The 16,613-nt window shown below is 65.2% G+C and carries 17 protein-coding genes; 14 read left to right on the top strand and 3 right to left on the bottom strand.

The window, feature by feature from the left end:
• Window positions 1-41 precede the first annotated feature (41 nt).
• Both ACCD07_RS23860 and ACCD07_RS23855 read left to right on the top strand, forming a co-directional pair.
• Complete coding sequence (locus ACCD07_RS23860) at window positions 42-821, top strand: enoyl-CoA hydratase (protein ID WP_413448759.1); 780 nt, start codon at window positions 42-44, stop codon at window positions 819-821.
• Window positions 822-876: 55 nt separating this feature from the next.
• Window positions 877-1,743 carry a hypothetical protein gene (locus tag ACCD07_RS23855; RefSeq protein WP_413448758.1) on the top strand — a complete coding sequence of 289 codons (867 nt, stop codon included), beginning with the start codon at window positions 877-879 and terminating at the stop codon, window positions 1,741-1,743.
• Here ACCD07_RS23855 and ACCD07_RS23850 read toward each other — a convergent pair.
• Window positions 1,740-2,120, bottom strand: coding sequence for a DUF427 domain-containing protein (locus ACCD07_RS23850; protein ID WP_413448757.1), 381 nt, complete (start codon window positions 2,118-2,120; stop codon window positions 1,740-1,742). The genes ACCD07_RS23855 and ACCD07_RS23850 overlap by 4 nt on opposite strands.
• An 81-nt stretch (window positions 2,121-2,201) precedes the next feature.
• Between ACCD07_RS23850 and ACCD07_RS23845 the strand changes: the two genes are divergently transcribed.
• From ACCD07_RS23845 to ACCD07_RS23820, 6 genes are all read left to right on the top strand, one after another.
• The gene (locus ACCD07_RS23845) at window positions 2,202-2,357 is read left to right on the top strand and encodes a hypothetical protein (protein ID WP_413448756.1); all 156 of its coding nucleotides are present in this window, start codon (window positions 2,202-2,204) and stop codon (window positions 2,355-2,357) included.
• Window positions 2,358-2,424: 67 nt separating this feature from the next.
• Window positions 2,425-3,255 carry an AraC family transcriptional regulator gene (locus tag ACCD07_RS23840; protein ID WP_353405034.1) on the top strand — a complete coding sequence of 277 codons (831 nt, stop codon included), beginning with the start codon at window positions 2,425-2,427 and terminating at the stop codon, window positions 3,253-3,255.
• Between the two features lie 47 nt (window positions 3,256-3,302).
• Window positions 3,303-4,490: a DUF4331 family protein gene (locus ACCD07_RS23835; RefSeq protein ID WP_413448755.1), complete on the top strand. Its 1,188-nt coding sequence runs from the start codon at window positions 3,303-3,305 to the stop codon at window positions 4,488-4,490.
• Window positions 4,487-5,080: a HupE/UreJ family protein gene (locus tag ACCD07_RS23830; protein WP_413448754.1), complete on the top strand. Its 594-nt coding sequence runs from the start codon at window positions 4,487-4,489 to the stop codon at window positions 5,078-5,080. Before ACCD07_RS23835 ends, ACCD07_RS23830 begins: the two co-directional genes overlap by 4 nt.
• Window positions 5,077-5,529: a hypothetical protein gene (locus ACCD07_RS23825; protein WP_413448753.1), complete on the top strand. Its 453-nt coding sequence runs from the start codon at window positions 5,077-5,079 to the stop codon at window positions 5,527-5,529. Before ACCD07_RS23830 ends, ACCD07_RS23825 begins: the two co-directional genes overlap by 4 nt.
• 8 nt (window positions 5,530-5,537) lie before the next feature.
• The gene (locus tag ACCD07_RS23820; RefSeq protein ID WP_413448752.1) at window positions 5,538-6,347 is read left to right on the top strand and encodes a DUF4198 domain-containing protein; all 810 of its coding nucleotides are present in this window, start codon (window positions 5,538-5,540) and stop codon (window positions 6,345-6,347) included.
• A 4-nt stretch (window positions 6,348-6,351) separates the two neighbouring features.
• Here ACCD07_RS23820 and ACCD07_RS23815 read toward each other — a convergent pair whose 3' ends face one another.
• On the bottom strand, window positions 6,352-7,368 hold the full coding sequence (locus ACCD07_RS23815) for an alpha/beta fold hydrolase (protein WP_413448751.1): 1,017 nt from the start codon (window positions 7,366-7,368) through the stop codon (window positions 6,352-6,354).
• A gap of 73 nt (window positions 7,369-7,441) precedes the next feature.
• Here ACCD07_RS23815 and ACCD07_RS23810 point away from each other — a divergent pair, with 73 nt between their 5' ends.
• The 3 genes from ACCD07_RS23810 (at window position 7,442) to ACCD07_RS23800 (ending at window position 11,457) form a co-directional block, all read left to right on the top strand.
• Entirely contained in the window at window positions 7,442-8,233 is a 792-nt protein-coding gene (locus tag ACCD07_RS23810) for a helix-turn-helix transcriptional regulator (RefSeq protein WP_176655355.1), read from the top strand.
• Between the two features lie 84 nt (window positions 8,234-8,317).
• Complete coding sequence (locus tag ACCD07_RS23805; protein ID WP_413448750.1) at window positions 8,318-10,333, top strand: DUF6600 domain-containing protein; 2,016 nt, start codon at window positions 8,318-8,320, stop codon at window positions 10,331-10,333.
• Between the two features lie 14 nt (window positions 10,334-10,347).
• Complete coding sequence (locus ACCD07_RS23800; RefSeq protein ID WP_413448749.1) at window positions 10,348-11,457, top strand: catalase family protein; 1,110 nt, start codon at window positions 10,348-10,350, stop codon at window positions 11,455-11,457.
• On the opposite strand, the gene ACCD07_RS23795 is transcribed toward ACCD07_RS23800, so the two are convergent.
• Entirely contained in the window at window positions 11,458-12,237 is a 780-nt protein-coding gene (locus ACCD07_RS23795; RefSeq protein WP_353405045.1) for a substrate-binding periplasmic protein, read from the bottom strand.
• A 97-nt stretch (window positions 12,238-12,334) separates the two neighbouring features.
• Here ACCD07_RS23795 and ACCD07_RS23790 point away from each other — a divergent pair, with 97 nt between their 5' ends.
• The 3 genes from ACCD07_RS23790 (at window position 12,335) to ACCD07_RS23780 (ending at window position 16,611) form a co-directional block, all read left to right on the top strand.
• The gene (locus tag ACCD07_RS23790) at window positions 12,335-13,273 is read left to right on the top strand and encodes an S-adenosyl-l-methionine hydroxide adenosyltransferase family protein (protein WP_413448748.1); all 939 of its coding nucleotides are present in this window, start codon (window positions 12,335-12,337) and stop codon (window positions 13,271-13,273) included.
• A 65-nt stretch (window positions 13,274-13,338) separates the two neighbouring features.
• Window positions 13,339-15,321, top strand: a complete 1,983-nt coding sequence (locus ACCD07_RS23785; RefSeq protein ID WP_413448747.1) for an ATP-binding protein — start codon at window positions 13,339-13,341, stop codon at window positions 15,319-15,321.
• 81 nt (window positions 15,322-15,402) lie between these two features.
• Window positions 15,403-16,611 carry a M48 family metalloprotease gene (locus ACCD07_RS23780; protein WP_413448746.1) on the top strand — a complete coding sequence of 403 codons (1,209 nt, stop codon included), beginning with the start codon at window positions 15,403-15,405 and terminating at the stop codon, window positions 16,609-16,611.
• Window positions 16,612-16,613 lie beyond the last annotated feature (2 nt).

The raw sequence follows: 16,613 nt of genomic DNA, 5'->3' as shown, positions 1-16,613 counted from the left end.
TGCGGTTCAACCACGGCGCCCTTTGATCATTTGGAGATCACATGGATATTTTGAGCAGCAAGACCAACGGCGTGCTGACGCTGGAATTCAACCGCCCGGAACGCAAGAACGCGATCACCTCGGCGATGTACCAGAGCATGGCCGACGCCATCAACGAAGCGGAGCAGGATGCCGCCGTGCGCGCGATCCTGATCGTCGGCAAGCCGGAAATTTTCACCGCCGGCAACGACCTGGAAGACTTCATGAAGACCTCGCGTCCGGCCGACGGCTCGGGCATCGAAGAGCGCTCGGTCTACAAGTTCATGATGGCGCTGAGCGGCTCGACCAGGCCGGTGGTGGCGGCCGTGGCCGGCGCGGCAGTCGGCATCGGCACCACGCTGCTGATGCATTGCGACCTGGTCTACGCGGCGGACAACGCCAAGTTCTCGATGCCGTTCGTGCAACTGGGCCTGTGCCCTGAATTCGCATCGAGCGTTTTGCTGACGCAAATCGCCGGCTACCCGCGCGCCGCCGAGAAGCTGATGCTGGGCGAGGCCTTCCTGGCGCAGGAAGCGCTGGAGATGGGCCTGGTATCGAAGATCGTGCCGGCCGCCGAGCTGCGCGCGTTTGCCGAGGGCCAGGCCGCCAAGCTGGTGGCCCTGCCGGCCAGCTCGATCCGCGCCACCAAGCAGCTGATGAAGGCCGCCCGCAAGGGACCGGTCACGGAAGCCATCGCCGCCGAAAACAAATTTTTCGGCGCCATGCTGGCCGCACCGGAAGCCAAGGAAGCCTTCACCGCCTTCTTCGAAAAGCGCAAGCCGGACTTCACCAAGTTCGCCTAGGAACCGCCGAGCCTGTGGTAGGCTACAAACCCGACCTTTCTCTGGCGTCGCGAAAATGTCTTCCACGCTGCGGTTCATCCGTTTTTTCGTTTGCATGCTGTTGGTGTCGTTTCCTGCGTTCGGAAAAGCGGAGAAGGGCCCATCAGCATCGTCGCCGACGCGTGCATCCGAGGTCGCGCCGCTTGAGTTACGCATCGCGATGGTGTCCGATGGACATGCCGATTACTTCATCCGCCTGCTGGAAGAGTCGTTGCGCTTGATTCATCAGCCCTACCATCTCCACTACGTGAAGGACATTCCCGCCCGCCGCATGTGGTGGATGCTGGGTAACGGCGACATCAATCTGTTCTACGGCATGCGCACGAAGGATAAGGACAGCAATAAACAGCTCGTTCCCGTGCGTAGCGCACTGACCAATGGCTTGATCGGCCAGCGTGTGTTATTGATCCGTCGAGCCGATGCCGCGGTCTTTGCCCGCGTCCAGTCAGTGGGCGACTTGAGGCGTACCGGGCTGATCGCCGGGTTCGGCGCCGGCTGGGGCGATGCGAAAGTATGGAAGGCGGCGGGCTTGCCGCTGTATGAGCACGCCGCGCCATGGACCACGATTTATGCGATGGTGGATGCGGGAAACCGGCACGTCGACTATCTGCCGCGCGGTGTCATCGAGGTATTGGACGAGGCGCGCGGACATCCAGAATTGGCGGTGGAGCCGCGCCTGTTACTGGATTATCCAGGCGACTTTGGTTTCTATCTGGCATCTTCGGCCGCCAGCTATCGGCCCATCATCGAGCGGGCTTTGAAAGAAGCAGAAGCCACGGGACTCAAGGCACGCCTGATGGACGAGGCGTTCGGCGCCGATATCAAGGCGCTGGGCCTGGATCGCCGCCTGCGTCTGCATCTGTCGGTCCCGACGGAACCTTAGCCGTCGATGAGGATCTCGTCGACGCGGTCGGGATAGAAGGCCAGGTGGCCGCCGATGGCGGCAACCGCCTCGTAGGGCGCCTCGTAAGTCCAGACGGCGTTGAGCGTGCGTTCTCCGCCGGACGGAATGCTGTAATAGCTGCATTCGCCCTTGTACGGACAGTACGTCGTGTGCTCGCTGCGTTGCAGCTGGCTCATATCGACATCGGCACGCGGCACATATTGCACCGCCGGGTATGCCGCTTCGCGCAGCGTCAGCGCGTGGGTGCTGTCCGCCACCACCTTGCCGGCAACGACGACGCGCACACGGCCCGGCGTCACTTCGATGGTGATGGGGTGATCCGGCCCGGGAATCTTCACGGTACGTTGGGTAGTCATGTCGGAATGCCTTTCCTTGAGTAGTGCGGCGCCGGCCGACAGGCCGAACGCAGCGTTCATTATAGGGATACCGCGAATATCATGCTGAAGCGCTGGATGGCCGGCGACGTCCCGACCATCGCCCTGGCGGCCGGTTACAGCAGGGCCAACACTTCGCCGGTGCTCAAGCTGTTCCTGTCGCTGCTGGTCGAGTTGGCCGCCGCTGAATATGCCGTCCTGGAGTTGGGGGCGGCATAACCTCGGAGGTAATGGATACGCTGACCCCTTCGTCATAAAATGAAGGACCTTTCCCTACGGAGCAGTGATGTCCACGATACAGGTCGATCGTTTGCTTGGCACACCTGCGCTCACCGTCAGCGACGTGCGCTGCGCTGGCGGATGCCGGCATGAAGACGAGCTGGAATGCGCGCAATCGACGCACATCGTGTTTCCCTATCGCGGCGTGTATGTACGCAGCGTAGGGCAGGACGTCACCGTGGCCGACGGCAACCAGGTCTTGTTCTTCAACGAGCAGCAGGAATACCGTATCAGCCATCCGGTCGAGGGCGGCGATGCCTGCCTGTCCATTTCCGTCGATCCCGCCACGTTGCGCGAGCTTGCGCCGGCATCGATGCTGCAAGCGGGTGGCGGCAGCGCTTTCTTGCGTCAGCAGCAGCGCATCGATTCCCAGACGCAAATGCTCGCCGCCCAGCTTCGCCATGGCGCGGCCGAACCGTTGGAGGCCGAAACGCTGGTGCTGGCATTGTTGCGCCGTGCCTTGGGCCGCCCGGCTGAGACGCCTGCCGGTGCCACCGTCGGGCGCAGGCGTCTGGTCGAGCGCGTCAAGTTGACGCTGGCCGGCGACGTGGCGCGGCGCTGGACGTTGGCCGAGATCGCCGCCGAGACCGGTGGCTCGCCGGTCTACCTGACGCAGGTTTTTCAGCAGGTCGAGGGCATTCCGTTGTACCGCTATCAACTGCAGCTGCGCCTGGCGCGGGCGCTGTCGGTCATCGATCAGTACGACGACCTGTCGGCGATGAGCTTCGACCTCGGCTTTTCCAGCCACAGCCACTTCAGCGCCAGCTTCCGCCAGGCCTATGGCCGCTCGCCTTCCGCGTACCGCAAATTCACTAAAGATTTCGACAGCGGCAGATAATGCCTTCGGCGATAGTGAGTCATCTGCTCACTACCCAGGAAACTCAAATGCTGCGCTTCATTCTTTCGCTGGCTTTGCTGGCGCCTTTGGCCTGCATGGCCTCTGACCACCTCGACACGCCCAGCGTGATCGCCGATCCGCGCACCGATATCGGCGACCTGTATGCATGGACCTCGGCCGACGGCCGCCGTCTCAACCTGGTCATGACCATCGTCGGCCACAGCTTTTCCGACAAGACCGACTACGTGTTCCACATCGATAGCGGCAAGACCTTCGGCAAGACGGCGCACACCACCACGGTCCGGTGCAACTTCCCGTCTGCCGGCATCACCAGCTGCCGCGCCGGCAACGACGACAGCGCGCAAGGCGACGCCAGCCAGCCCGTCGGCCTCGACAGCGCCAAGCACCATTTCCGCGTGTTTGCCGGATTGCGTGACGATCCCTTTTTCAACAACGTCAAAGGGACCAGGGCGGCATATTCGGTGGTCTTCGACACCTTGCAGCGCGGCACGGCGATGGATGCCGCAGGTTGTCCTTTGCTGACACAGGAGCAGTCGGACATCCTGCTGGAGCAGTGGCGGCATACCGACGGCGGCCCGGCCACCAATTTCCTCAAAGGGTGGACGCCGGCGTCGATCGTGGTCTCCATCGACCTGCCGCTGGTAGCCAAAGGCGGCAAGCTGCTCGCCGTATGGGCCGCGACGCGGCAAGGCGGCCGCCAGATCGACCGCGCCGGCCGGCCGCTGACGGGGAATGCCTTGCTTGGGACCATCGCAACAGATGACATCAGCGATGCGTTGAAGGAGCGGTACAACGCCGCCACGCCATCGACCTCGGCGGAGTTCATCACGGAGATTGGCAAGGGACTTGCCTTGTATGACAGCTTCGATGGCGCATGCGGCAACCAGTGGTTGATCGAGAAAGCGGCGTCGCCATCGGAACGCTATCGTGCGCTGGCGGCGCTGCTTGCCGACGACCGCTTGTGGGTCAATACGGAATCGCACAGCTGCACGCAGCTGTTTGCCGTCGAGCTGGCCCACCTGGGCCGGCAGGAAAAATGGCGCGGCGACTGCGGCGGACGCACACCCAACTACAACGCGGTCAACGAATACCGCTCGCTGCTGGTGAACGGCACCACGCAGGGTGTGGACGATGGCGTCACGCACGACGAACTGCGCCATTCGGACGATGTGTTTCCATTCCTCGCCGCACCTAACCAGAGGGAGAAATATTGAATTCCCGCAGCTTGAGAAGCGCGGCCGTCTGGGCATGCCTGCTGCCGGTCCCGGCATTCGCGCACAGCGGAACGGGGCTTGCAGGAGGCCTTGCCGCCGGATTCGCGCATCCATGGAACGGACTCGACCACCTGCTGGCGATGGCGGCGGTGGGATTGTGGGGCGCTTTTCTTGGGCGGCCGATGGTCTATCTGTTGCCGATGATTTTCCCGGCGATGATGGTGTGCGGGGCCATGCTGGGCATGTTTGGCGTGTGGCTGCCGCCGGTTGAAATCGGCATTGCAGCATCGCTGTTGATGCTGGGCGTGTGCGTGGCCGGCGCCTTGCGCTTGCCCGCCCGGGAGGCGTGTTTGATTGTCGCGGTATTCGCCATATTTCACGGCTATGCGCACGGGCAGGAATTGCCGTCGGCGGCGGATCCTGTCGGCTACAGCATCGGCTTTGTCTTCGCGACCGGGCTGGTGCATTTATCCGGCATCGCGCTGGGCATGTTGAAGGATAACGCCGCAGGCCTGCGGATGATACGGGGTTGCGGCGCCGCGATCGTGATCGTGGGTGGGGGCTTGTTGGTGCGGGCGGTGATTTCATGACAGGGGAGAGCTATGCAGTTGTTTTGCTGGCGGGCGCTTCGGGCCTGGCGTTGTCGGCCAACCCGGTCGCCGGGCGGTTGAAAGGCTATGCCGGTTTTGTGCTGGCCATGTCGCTGGCCGCGATGATGTCCTTGCCGCCGGCGCCTGCCCGGCAAGCGGGCTGGTATTGCATCATCGCGCTGGCCCTCACTTTGCATCTGCCGCTGCTTGCCCGCTTGCAGCTGGCTTTGTCTGCCGCAGCCGGGTTTTGTGCCGGTGTTTCGACGGCGTCGCCGTACGTGGCAGCCATCGCCGTGCTGCTGATTTTTCCTGCCGGACTGCTGATCGGCAACCGCGCTCCGGTGCTGGCGAAAATCCTGGCGGGATGGCTGGCTGCCGTCGCCTTGCTCACCATATCGCTGGCATATCTTCCCGTCAGCCCGGGCTACATGCCCGACCATCTCGATTAGGTTTTGATATGAACAAACTACGTGGCATCGCCGGATTTGTTGTTTCGCTTTGCATGCCTGCCCAGGCGCACGACTTCTGGCTGCAACCGGAACACTTCAAAATTTCTCCCGGTGCGTCGATGCCGATGACCTTGCAGGTTGGCCATGGCCCGTTTCGCCAGCGCTCGCAGATTCCGTTGCGGCGCATAAGCCGCTTTTCCGACATCGGCATCGACGGCGGTGTCACCGACCTGCGACCTTCATTGCACGCGGGCGGCGCTACCGACGACGGCATGCTGACGTTCAAGCAGGCGGGCACCCATGTACTGCTGCTGGAGACGGATAGCAAGGCGCAGAGCCATTTGCCGGCGCTGCGCTTCAACGACTATTTGCGGGTTGAGGGGCTGACGCCGGCGCTGGAGGAGCGGCAACGGAATAAAAGCCTCAACGCGGAGGGCTCGGAGAATTACAGCCGCTGTGCCAAGGTCATCGTGCAGGTGGGGGCGGATGCCGGCGGCCGCGTGACGTCGCCGGTAGGGTTACCGCTGGAAATCGTGCCGGAGATGAATCCTCACGCACAGCCGCGGTCCGGGCGCTTGCCGATTGTCGTGCTGTACTTCGGCAAGCCGCTGGCCGGCGCCACCGTCAAATTGACCAATCTTGACCATGACGCCGAGCCGTTCGAAACTCGCGTCAGCGACAGCCGTGGCCGCGCTGACTTCGGCATGCCCCAATCCGGCCGCTGGATGCTGAACGTCATCTGGACCAGGGCGCGGCCGCGCGGCAGCGACACCGACTTTGAAACCGTCTTCTCCAGTCTCAGCTTTGGCTTCGAATAACGCGCTAGCTGATGCCCCACAGCGTGAGCGCTTCGCCAGCGATGATCTCGGGGCGTTCTTCCGGCCAGAACAGTTTGCTGCCCGCGATCATTCGCAAGCCCTTCGAATTGCCGAACATTCCGTCGAGGTAGTGCCCGCCTGGCGGGGCAAAGATCGTGTCGTCGGCGCCCCACAGGATGCGCGTGGGCACGGTGGAATTGCGCAAGCCGCCGGCGACGCCCGCCAGCACGTTGCGCTCGAGTGCCAGAGCGTAGGCGTGCACCAGGTCCTTCCTCCGTTGCGACGCCACCAAAGGCCCCAGGTAGCAATCGATCGCCTCGTCGCTCGGATTGGCCGGATTGCCGTAGCATTGGCCACCCAAGCCTTCCCTGGACCGCGCCAGCGGCTTGTCCTTGACCCATGCGGCCAGCCAGCGGTCGGCAAACGTGCCGTCATGCGCCATATCGATCACGGGCTTCAGGGCGGCTGGCGGGCAGTCGATCTCCGAGTCGCAGTTGGTCAGCAGCAGGGAGCGGATTCGCTGCGGGTGGCGCGTCAACAAGAGTTGCGCCACCGCGCCGCCGCTGTCGTTGGCAACCAGGTCGACCTGTGCGACGCCCAGTGTATCGAGCAGAGCGACCAGCATGGCGACCTGCGCATCCGGTCCAACATCCTGGCCAGCCGCCACCTCGGTGTAGCCGAGCGCCAGGAAGTCCGGTGCGATGCAGCGGCGCCATGGACTCAGCCGCTCCAGCGCTCCGCGCCATTGGAAGCTGTTCAGCGGGAAGCCATGCAGAAACAGTGCGGCTAGTCCCTGACCTTGTTCCGCGTAGGCGATGCGTCCGAAGCGCGTGGTGGCGAACTTGCGCATAGCGTGGAACCGCGCGGCGTCGATGGGGGCGGGCATGGCATGCGGTTCCGCCGCGCCGGCCAGAGCGACGGCGGCCATCGCCGCCGGCAGTGCGATAAATGTCCTGCGTTTCATGGTGTAGTCCTGTCGGATTGAAAACGCCAGCATCGCGCAACGGATGCTGGCAATCAATTACGCGCCATTTCCAGGATTGATAACCTCGGAGGTTATGGTTGTGTGTCGCAAACGTGATTAGAATGCTCTCATGGAAAATACAGCACACATAGGCGGCCTGCTGCGCGAATGGCGGCTGAGCCGCCGCCTGAGCCAGCTCGACCTGGCGCTGCAGACGGATATTTCGTCCAGGCATCTCAGCTACGTGGAAAACGGCAAGTCCAAGCCCAGCCGCGAAATGATTGCCCGGCTGACGGAGTCGCTGGCGGTGCCGCTGCGCGAGCGCAACAACCTGTTCATCGCCGGCGGATTTGCGCCGATGTACCCGGAAACCTCCATCGATACGCCCAAGCTGGCGCAGATGCGCTTTGCGATCGAAGCCATGCTGGCGCAGCAGGAGCCATATCCGGCGTTTTTGCTGAACCGGCACTGGGATGTGCTGATGGCGAACCAGGCCGCCCGCAAGCTCAACCGCTTCATGCTCGGCGGCCGCGACAGCAAACACGGCAATATATTGCACCAGATTTTCGATCCCGAAGACTTGCGGCCGGCCATCGACAACTGGGAAGATGTCGCCGGCACCCTGCTGCGCCACTTGCACAACGAAGTGGCGGCCGTGCCTTCAGACACGAAGGCCAGACAGTTGCTCGATGACATGTTGGCCTATCCCGGCGTGCCCACCCACTGGCGGCAGCGCGACCTGGCCACCGCGCCGGCGCCCATCCTGACCACCGCGTTCCGGCGCGACGGTGTGCAGATCAGCTTTTTCTCGACCATCACCACTTTTGGTACTCCGCGCGACGTCACGCTCGATGAATTGCATGTCGAAGCATGTTTCCCGACGGACGACATCACCGCCGATTTCTGCCGCCGCCTCGGTTAGGGAGGTTATTTGTGCGTAATCGCACGGTCTGCCAGGGCGCAACGGGGTATGTTGACTCACCGAATATTTCTGGCGAGTCTACCCATGTCTTATCCATTCCGTATCGTTGTGGCGCTGGCCGGGGCGTCGTTGCTCTACAGCGGCGCCGTGCTGGCCGACCCGCCTTCCCGTGTGGCGCGGCTGGCTTACAGCTCCGGCCCCGTCAGCCTTTCGCCGGTTGGCCGCGATGACTGGCAGGCGGCCGGCATCAACCGTCCGCTGGTGGCGGGCGACCGCGTCTGGGCCGCCGACGGCGCGCGCGACGAAGTGCAGGCCGGCCCGGCCAACGTGCGCATGGGCGCCAATACGCTGGTCACGCTGCTCAATGTCGACGACCGGACCACGCAGCTGCAACTGTCGCAGGGGCGCCTGAACCTGCGCGTGCGCCAGATGCGGCCGGACGAGGTGCTGGAGATCGATACGCCGAATCTGGCGTTCAATATCCGCAAGCCCGGCCACTACCGCCTCGACGTGGATGCCTCGGGCAATGCCACCCAGGTGTCGGTGATCGACGGCCAGGGCGAGGCCTATGGCGAGGGCAATGCCTATCTGATCGATCCTGGCCAGTCCTACCGCTTCGGCGGCACCAATCTGACGGATTTCAGCGTGACCCAGCCGCCGCCGGCCGACGAGTTCGACCAATGGGCAGCGCAGCGCGATCGCCGGCTAGACCATCCCGCGTCGGTGCGCTATGTTTCCAGCGACGTGGTCGGCTACGAAGATTTGGATGACAACGGCAACTGGCGCGACGTGCCGGGCTACGGCAATGTGTGGATGCCTGCCCATGTGGCGTCGGACTGGGCGCCGTACCGCGACGGCCATTGGGCCTGGGTCGACCCCTGGGGCTGGACCTGGGTCGACGATGCGCCGTGGGGCTTCGCGGTCACGCACTACGGACGCTGGGCGCAGACGCCGGCTGGCTGGGGTTGGCTGCCCGGGCCAGTGGCGCAACGGCCGGTGTACGCGCCGGCGCTGGTGGTGTTTGTCGGCGGCGCCAATCTGCTGCTCGACGAGCGCTCGCGCGATCATGGCGTGGCGTGGTTTCCGCTGGGACCGCGCGAGGTCTATCGGCCGTCGTACCGCGCCAGCCCGCGCTATGTCACCAATATCAATGTCAGCAACACGGTGGTCAACCAGACGCAGATCACCAATGTCTACAACAACGTTCAGGTCAATAACATCCGCTATGTGAACCGGCAGGCGGTAACGGCGGTGCCTGCGGCGGCGTTTGCGCAGTCGCAGCCGGTGCGCGGGCACGCGATGCACGTTTCGCCGCAGCAGCTGGCTGCTGCGCCGTTGGCGACGTCGGCCCCGGCAAGGCCGCAACGGCCTGCGCCTGGAACGCACGAGGGCCCGCGCCCTGCGCCGGCTCTTCTGGCACGGCAAGCGGTGGCCAGGACGGCGCCGGCAGCGATGGCGCCGCGGGTTCATCTGGTCAAGGCGGACCATCCCGCGGCGCCGATGCCTGTTCCTGCCCACGCCGGGCCACCGGCTCCCCAGATCGCCGCGCACGCGGATCCGCGCCGGCCGCAGCCTGGCGCCCAGCCGGCGCCGCGCGATCAGGCGCACCCACAACCCCAGCCGACGCCGAGGCCACAGGAATTGGCGCACGCACAGCCGCGCCCACAACCGATGCCGCCTCATGAGCAACCGCATCAGCAACCGCAACCGCAAACGGCGCCGAAGCCGCAGGAACTGGCGCACGCCCAGCCACGTCCACAACCGATGCCGCCGCATGAGCAACCGCATCAGCAACCGCAACCGCAAACGGCGCCGAAGCCGCAGGAACTGGCGCATGCCCAGCCACGTCCGCAACCGATGCCGCCGCATGAGCAACCGCATCAGCAACCGCAGCCAGCGCCGCGGCCGCAGGAGCTGGCGCATGCCCAGCCGCGACCGCAGCCGGCGCCGCCTCCGCATGAGCACACCCAACCTCATCCTCAACCGGCGCCTCAGCAGCACGAACAGGCGCATGGCCAGCCTCATCCGCAGCCTGGGCAGGAGCCGCCAAGCCGCGAAGCGGCGCGTCACGATCCGAAGCACGAACCCAAACGCGAATAGCCAGGAGCATATCCGTGGACTTTCCTACCCGTCATTTGAACCAGCCCTTGCCTTACGACCCGTCCTACGAAATCGAGGAGGACGACGAGGCCGGCACGATTGCCGGTCTGCAGGAGCAGATGCACTACATTGCCGACACCGTGCGCAAGGACACCGGCCACGCCCATCGCGGCGTGCACGCCAAGAGCCACGGCCTGCTGCGCGGCCGGTTGCGCGTGCTGGACAACCTGCCTCCCGACTATGCGCAGGGCTTGTTCGGCAACGCCGGCGGCGAGTGGCCGGTGGTGATGCGGCTGTCGACCACGCCGGGCGATATGCTGGACGACAAAGTCTCCACGCCGCGCGGCATGGCCATCAAGGTCATCGGCGTGCCGGGCGAACGCCTGCCCGGCGGCGGGGCCGATGTCACGCAGGATTTCGTCATGGTCAACGGCCCGGTGTTCCTGGCGCCGACCGCAAAAAAATTCCTTGGCAGCGTCAAGCTGCTGGCCGCCACCACCGACAAGGCGCCGGCGCTGAAGGAGGCGTTGTCGGCCGCCTTGCGCGGCACCGAAAAGGCGCTGGAAGCCGTGGGCGGCGAGAGCGGCACGCTCAAGGGCCTGGGCGGCCAAGCGGAAACCCACATCCTCGGCGAGACCTTCTTCACTCAGGTGCCGGTGCTGTACGGCCGCTACATGGCCAAGCTGTCGCTGGCGCCGGCGTCGCCGGAACTGCTGGCGCTGCGGGACAAGGAAGTCGACCTGGAGCACAAGCCCAACGGCCTGCGCGCGGCGGTGGTGGACTTTTGCACCGTGCACGGCGCCGAATGGGAGTTAAGGGTGCAACTGTGCACCGATCTGCAAACGATGCCGATCGAAGACGCCTCGGTGGAATGGACCAGTCCCTGGATCGCGGTGGCGCGCATCACCACGCCGCCGCAGGCCGGCTGGACCCACGGCCTGTCGGTGCTGGTCGACGACGGCATGCAGTTCAGCCCATGGCACTGCCTGGCCGCACATCGCCCGCTCGGCTCCATCATGCGGGTGCGGCGCGCCGTGTATGAAGCGTCGGCCCGCTTCCGCGCCCGGCGCAACGGCGCGCCGCTGGCCGAGCCGCACAATCTCGACAACTGGAAAGAGCACTGATCAGGATTCGCCGTAGCGTCCGCGTATCTCGCTGAGCACGCCTTGCCGCTCGAGGCGCTGGATGGCGCCGTTCAGCAACTCTAACTGTGCCTGCGTGGTGCTGTCTTTATTCAGCATCAGGTGCACCGGCGCGCGCAGCACGGTGAACGGCAGCGCGCTGATGGCGAGGCCTTGCTCCCTGGCTTCGTGGCGCAGCGCGGCGGTGTCGCCGAGGATCAGGTCGGCGCGGCCGGCCTCGAGCATGCGCACGCCTTGCTGAAAGCTGAGGAAGGTGCTCAGCAGTCCCGATTGCGCCAGCTCGGGCTGCACACGCGCGTAGGCCTTGCCATACCAGCCCATCTTGGGCGCCAGCAATGACAGCTTGTTGCGCGCCAGCGCATCGAGACTGCCGATGCCCCGGTAGCCGGCCAGCTTGCCGGTAGGGACGAACACACTGACGGTTTCATAGCGGTAAGCGATGCTGAAGCGCGCGTACTTGCGGCGCTCGGCCGTGTCCGAGGCCGCCAGCAGCAGGTCGATGCCGCCTTGTTCGAACTGGCGTTGCCGGCGCGCGGTCGGCAACTCGGGCAGCAGCTGCAGCGTGCAGCCCGCTTCCTTCACAATGGCTTGCGCCAGTTCCCAGTCCAGGCCGGCGGGCGGCGAGTTGGGTTTGCTGTAAAGATAAGGCGGCCATTGTTCCATCGCCAGCTTCAGCTGGCAGGATTCCGCCGTGGCGGCCCAGGCTGGTATGACAATTGCATGCGTCAACGCCATGACGGATAACACGTGACGCGCTTGCATGGAGATACCCCTTCTTGGCCTTTGGCTACAATTTGCCAGATGTGACGGGAATGTCAAGCGCACCTTTGCCTGCCCACCCACCACTATAAGGACCAACATGATTCGATTCCGCTTTCACCTCTCCCGCTTGCTGGCGCTGGCCAGCCTGAGTGCCGCCATGCTGGCGCCGCTGCCGTCGCAGGCCGGCTCGGCGCTGGTGCTGCTGACCGACTTCGGCACCTCGGACGGCGCGGTGTCGGCCATGCACGGCGTGGCCTACGGCGTCGATCCGACGCTGACCGTGTCCGACCTGACGCACCAGATACCGGACTACGACATCTGGCTCGGCGCCTACCGCCTGTACCAGACCGCCAACTATTGGCCCAAGAGCAGCGTGTTCGTGGCGGTGGTCGATCCGGGCGTGGGCACCAGCCGCAAGTCGGTGGTGTTGAAAACCACGGAAGGCCGCTACTTCGTCGGCCCCGACAACGGCCTGTTCACGCTGATCGCCGAGCGCGACGGCGTGGCCGAGCTGCGCGAGATCGACGAGACCGTCAACCGCCTGCCGGGCTCGGGCGAGTCCTACACCTTCCACGGCCGCGACGTGTATGCCTATGTCGGCGCGCGGCTGGCGTCCGGCGCGATCCGCTACGACGAGGTCGGCCCGCTGCTGCCGAGCGCTTCGGTGGTGAAGATCCCTTACCAGCAACCCGTGCGCAAGGGCGGGGTGGTGCGCGGCATCGTGCCGGTGCTTGATGAAAAGTACGGCAACGTCTGGACCAATATTCCCAAGTCGCTGTTCGACGAGCTGCAGATCGCGCTGCACGACAAGGTGCGGGTGCGCATCCTGCACGGCGGCAAGCAGGTGGCCAGCGTGGTGGCGCCGTATGAAAACACCTTCGGTGGCGTGGCGGCCGGCAAGCCGCTGGTCTATATGAACAGCCTGATGGATGTCGCCGTGGCCATCAGCCAGGGCAATTTCGCCGTCAGGCACCATGTGGGCTCCGGTGTCGACTGGGAGATTGAAGTGAGCAAGGCATCGTCGTCGAGGAAATAGATCTCTATTGTGCGCCGTCAGACAATACAGTTGTTACACTTTCACTTTCTGAATCTAGGCGCCTTATGTCTGCATTACCTGTTTCCACCTCATCCGCGGTAGCCGAGCCGGCCTGGCGCTTCATCGGCGGCGGCACGCCCATGCGCGACATGGTGCAAGCCCATGCGTGGGAAGACACGCCGCTGGGACCGATCGCCGGTTGGCCGGCCTCGCTGCGCACCAGCGTCGGCATCGTCCTGCACTCGGTGCATCCGATGTTCCTGTGGTGGGGCGAGCAGCTGGTGCAGGTGTATAACGACGCCTACGTGCCGTGCTTCGGCGCCGGCAAGCATCCGGCCGCGCTGGGCCAGCCCGGCCGCGAGTGCTGGCCGGAGACCTGGCCCATCATCGGCCCGCAGATCGACTGCGTGCGCAACGGCGGCGAATCGCAGTGGTATGCCGACAACCTGGTGCCGATCTGGCGCAACGGCCGCATCGAGGATGTCTACTGGAGCTACACCTACACGCCGGTGTTCGACGAGCACGACCGCGTCGGCGGGGTGCTGGTGGTGTGCACCGAAACCACGTCCCAGGTGCTGGCCGAGCGCCGCCGCCACGGGCTCGACATGCTGGCGCGCAGCCTGCTCAACTGCCGCAGCGAACAGGACGTCCTCGCCAGCATCGCGCAGTGCGTGGCCGACAATGCGGCCGACCTGCACGGCGTCGAGCTGTACCACGGCGATCCGCCGGTCGAGCAGGGCGACGGCACGCTGGTCATCCGCAGCGCCGAGCTGCAACTGTGCGACGACCTGGCGCTGGTGTTCCGGCTGTCGCCGCGGCTGCCTCTGGACCACAACTATCGCCAGTTCCTGGAACAGATCACGGCCGCCGTGTGCGCCACGCTGAGCCGGCTGGAAAGCGACCGCGCGCTGGCGCAGGCGATGGCGGAGAGCGAGCGCCTGAACATCGACCTGAACATGTCCTCGCGCATCAAGGATGAATTCCTGGCGATGCTGGGCCACGAGCTGCGCAATCCGCTGGCACCCATCGTCACCGCGCTCAAGCTGATGAAGCTGCGCGACACCGGCAGCGCCAACGAGCAGGCCGTGATCCAGCGCCAGGTCGACCACCTGGTGCGGCTGGTCGACGATTTGCTGGACGTGTCGCGCATCGCCAGCGGCAAGGTCGAGCTGCGCAAGGAAACCGTGGCGCTGGCGGACGTGCTGAACAAGGCGATCGAAATGACCAGCCCGCTGCTGGAGCAGAAGCAGCACCAGTTGCTGGTCGACCTGCCCACCGCGCGCTGGCATGGCGATCCGGCGCGGCTGGCGCAGGTGGTGTCCAACCTGCTGAGCAACGCCGCGCGCTACACGCCGGCCGGCGGCCACATCACGCTGTCGACCCGCATCAAGGGCGACTGCCTGCAGATCCAGGTGACCGACGACGGCAACGGCATAGCGCCGACCTTGCTGCCGCACATCTTCGACCTGTTCGTGCAGGGCAACCGCCAGCTGGACCGCGCCAAGGGCGGGCTGGGTATCGGCCTGGCGCTGGTGCGCAACCTGGTGCAGATGCATGGCGGCGAGGTCAGCGCCTACAGCGCCGGCGAAGGACGCGGCAGCACCTTCACCTTGACCTTGCCCGGGTCGGTGGTGGCCGAGGCCGAAACGCCGGCCGCGGCGGCGCCGGAAACCATGGCCGGCCATGGCGCCAGCGTGCTGGTGGTGGACGACAACCAGGACGCCGCCGATTCGCTCGGCGACTTGCTGGGCGCGCTGGGCTACAGCGCGACGGTGGCCTACGATCCGGCCCACGCCATCGTCGCCGCCGGCGGCGCCATGCCGCAGGTGGCCATCCTCGACATCGGCTTGCCCGGCATGGACGGCTTCGAACTGGCTGGCCATCTGCGCGGCCTGCCGGACGGCGCGGCGCTGAAGCTGATCGCGCTGTCCGGCTACGGCCAGGAGCACGACAAGTCGCGCAGCCGCGCGGCCGGCTTCGATGCCCATCTCGTCAAACCCGTCAATATCGCCGAACTGCAAACCGTGCTGGACACCCAGATTGGTTGAAGTTATCAAAAATAGTTGTATATTTCTTAAATAAGCCATTAAAATAGCCTCGTGGAAACTTTTGTCTGGCACGAGGACGGTATGGAACTGGTTTACAAGAACGAAAAAACGCTGTTTGCGATCATGCTGGGCGTGTCCGTGCTGATCTGGGCCGGGCTGCTGCTGGGAACCATGGGCATGGCGCTGGTGTGGCTGCTGCTGTTTTTCATCTCCTGGTGTTTCGCCCAGTCGGCGCTGGTGTCCTATCTGCGCGGCACGGCGGTGCGCATCACGCCGCAGCAGTTTCCCGACCTGCAGCAGCGCATCATCACCTGCTGCCAGCGCCTCGGGCTGGAGCAGGCGCCGGAGGCCTACCTGCTGCAGATGGGCGGGCTGTTCAACGCCTTCGCCACGCGCTTCCTCGGCAATCACTACATCGTGCTGTACTCGGACGTGGTCGATGCGCTGGAGGACAAGCCGGACGCGATCAATTTCTATATCGGCCACGAGATCGGCCACATCAAGCGCAACCACCTGCGCTGGTCGGCGCTGCTGGCGCCGGCTTCGCTGGTGCCGCTGCTGGGCGCGGCCTATGCGCGCGCCCGCGAATACACCTGCGACCGCCACGGCTTCCACGCCTGCGACGATTTGAAAAGCGCGCAGGTCGGGCTGGCGGCGCTGGCCGCCGGCGGCAAGCGCTGGCGCCAGCTGAGCACGGCGGGCTACGCGGCGCAGGCGCGCGAGTCCTCCGGCTTCTGGATGTCGTTCCATGAACTGGTCGGCGACTACCCGTGGCTGGTCAAGCGCATGGCCGTGGTCAAGGGCCTGGCCGCCGGTACAGAAGTCGAGCAACCCGGCCGCCACGGCCTGGCCTATGTGCTGGCGCTGTTCGTGCCGCGCCTGGGCGTCGGCGGCCTCGGATCGCTGATCGGCGTGGTGGCGCTGGCCGGCGTGCTGGCCGCCGTGGCGATTCCCGCCTACAGCGACTACACGGCGCGCGCCCGCATGGCCCAGGTGGTGGCGGTCGGCCACGGCGCGACGGCGGCGGTGGAGCGCTACTTCTACGCCAACGGCCGCGGCCCGGCCACGCTGGCGCAGGCCGGCTATGCGATGGACGACCCCAGCCACGTGGTGCAGGAGGCCACCGTCGACGCCGGCAACGGCATGGTGCGCGTGTTCCCGGCCGATCCCGGCTACCGCGGCAAGGCTATTGCTTTCACGCCAAGAGTGGACGAGAATAAGCGTGTCGTCTGGCAATGTGGCAGCGAGGAAATTCCCGCACGCGTGCTGCCGCCGGACTGCCGCAACTAACG

The sequence above is a fragment of the Duganella sp. Dugasp56 genome (assembly GCF_047304105.1).
Classification (GTDB): domain Bacteria; phylum Pseudomonadota; class Gammaproteobacteria; order Burkholderiales; family Burkholderiaceae_D; genus Rugamonas; species Rugamonas hordei.
Note: the sequence above shows the minus strand (reverse complement) of the source record. Positions and strands in the feature narration are given on the sequence as shown.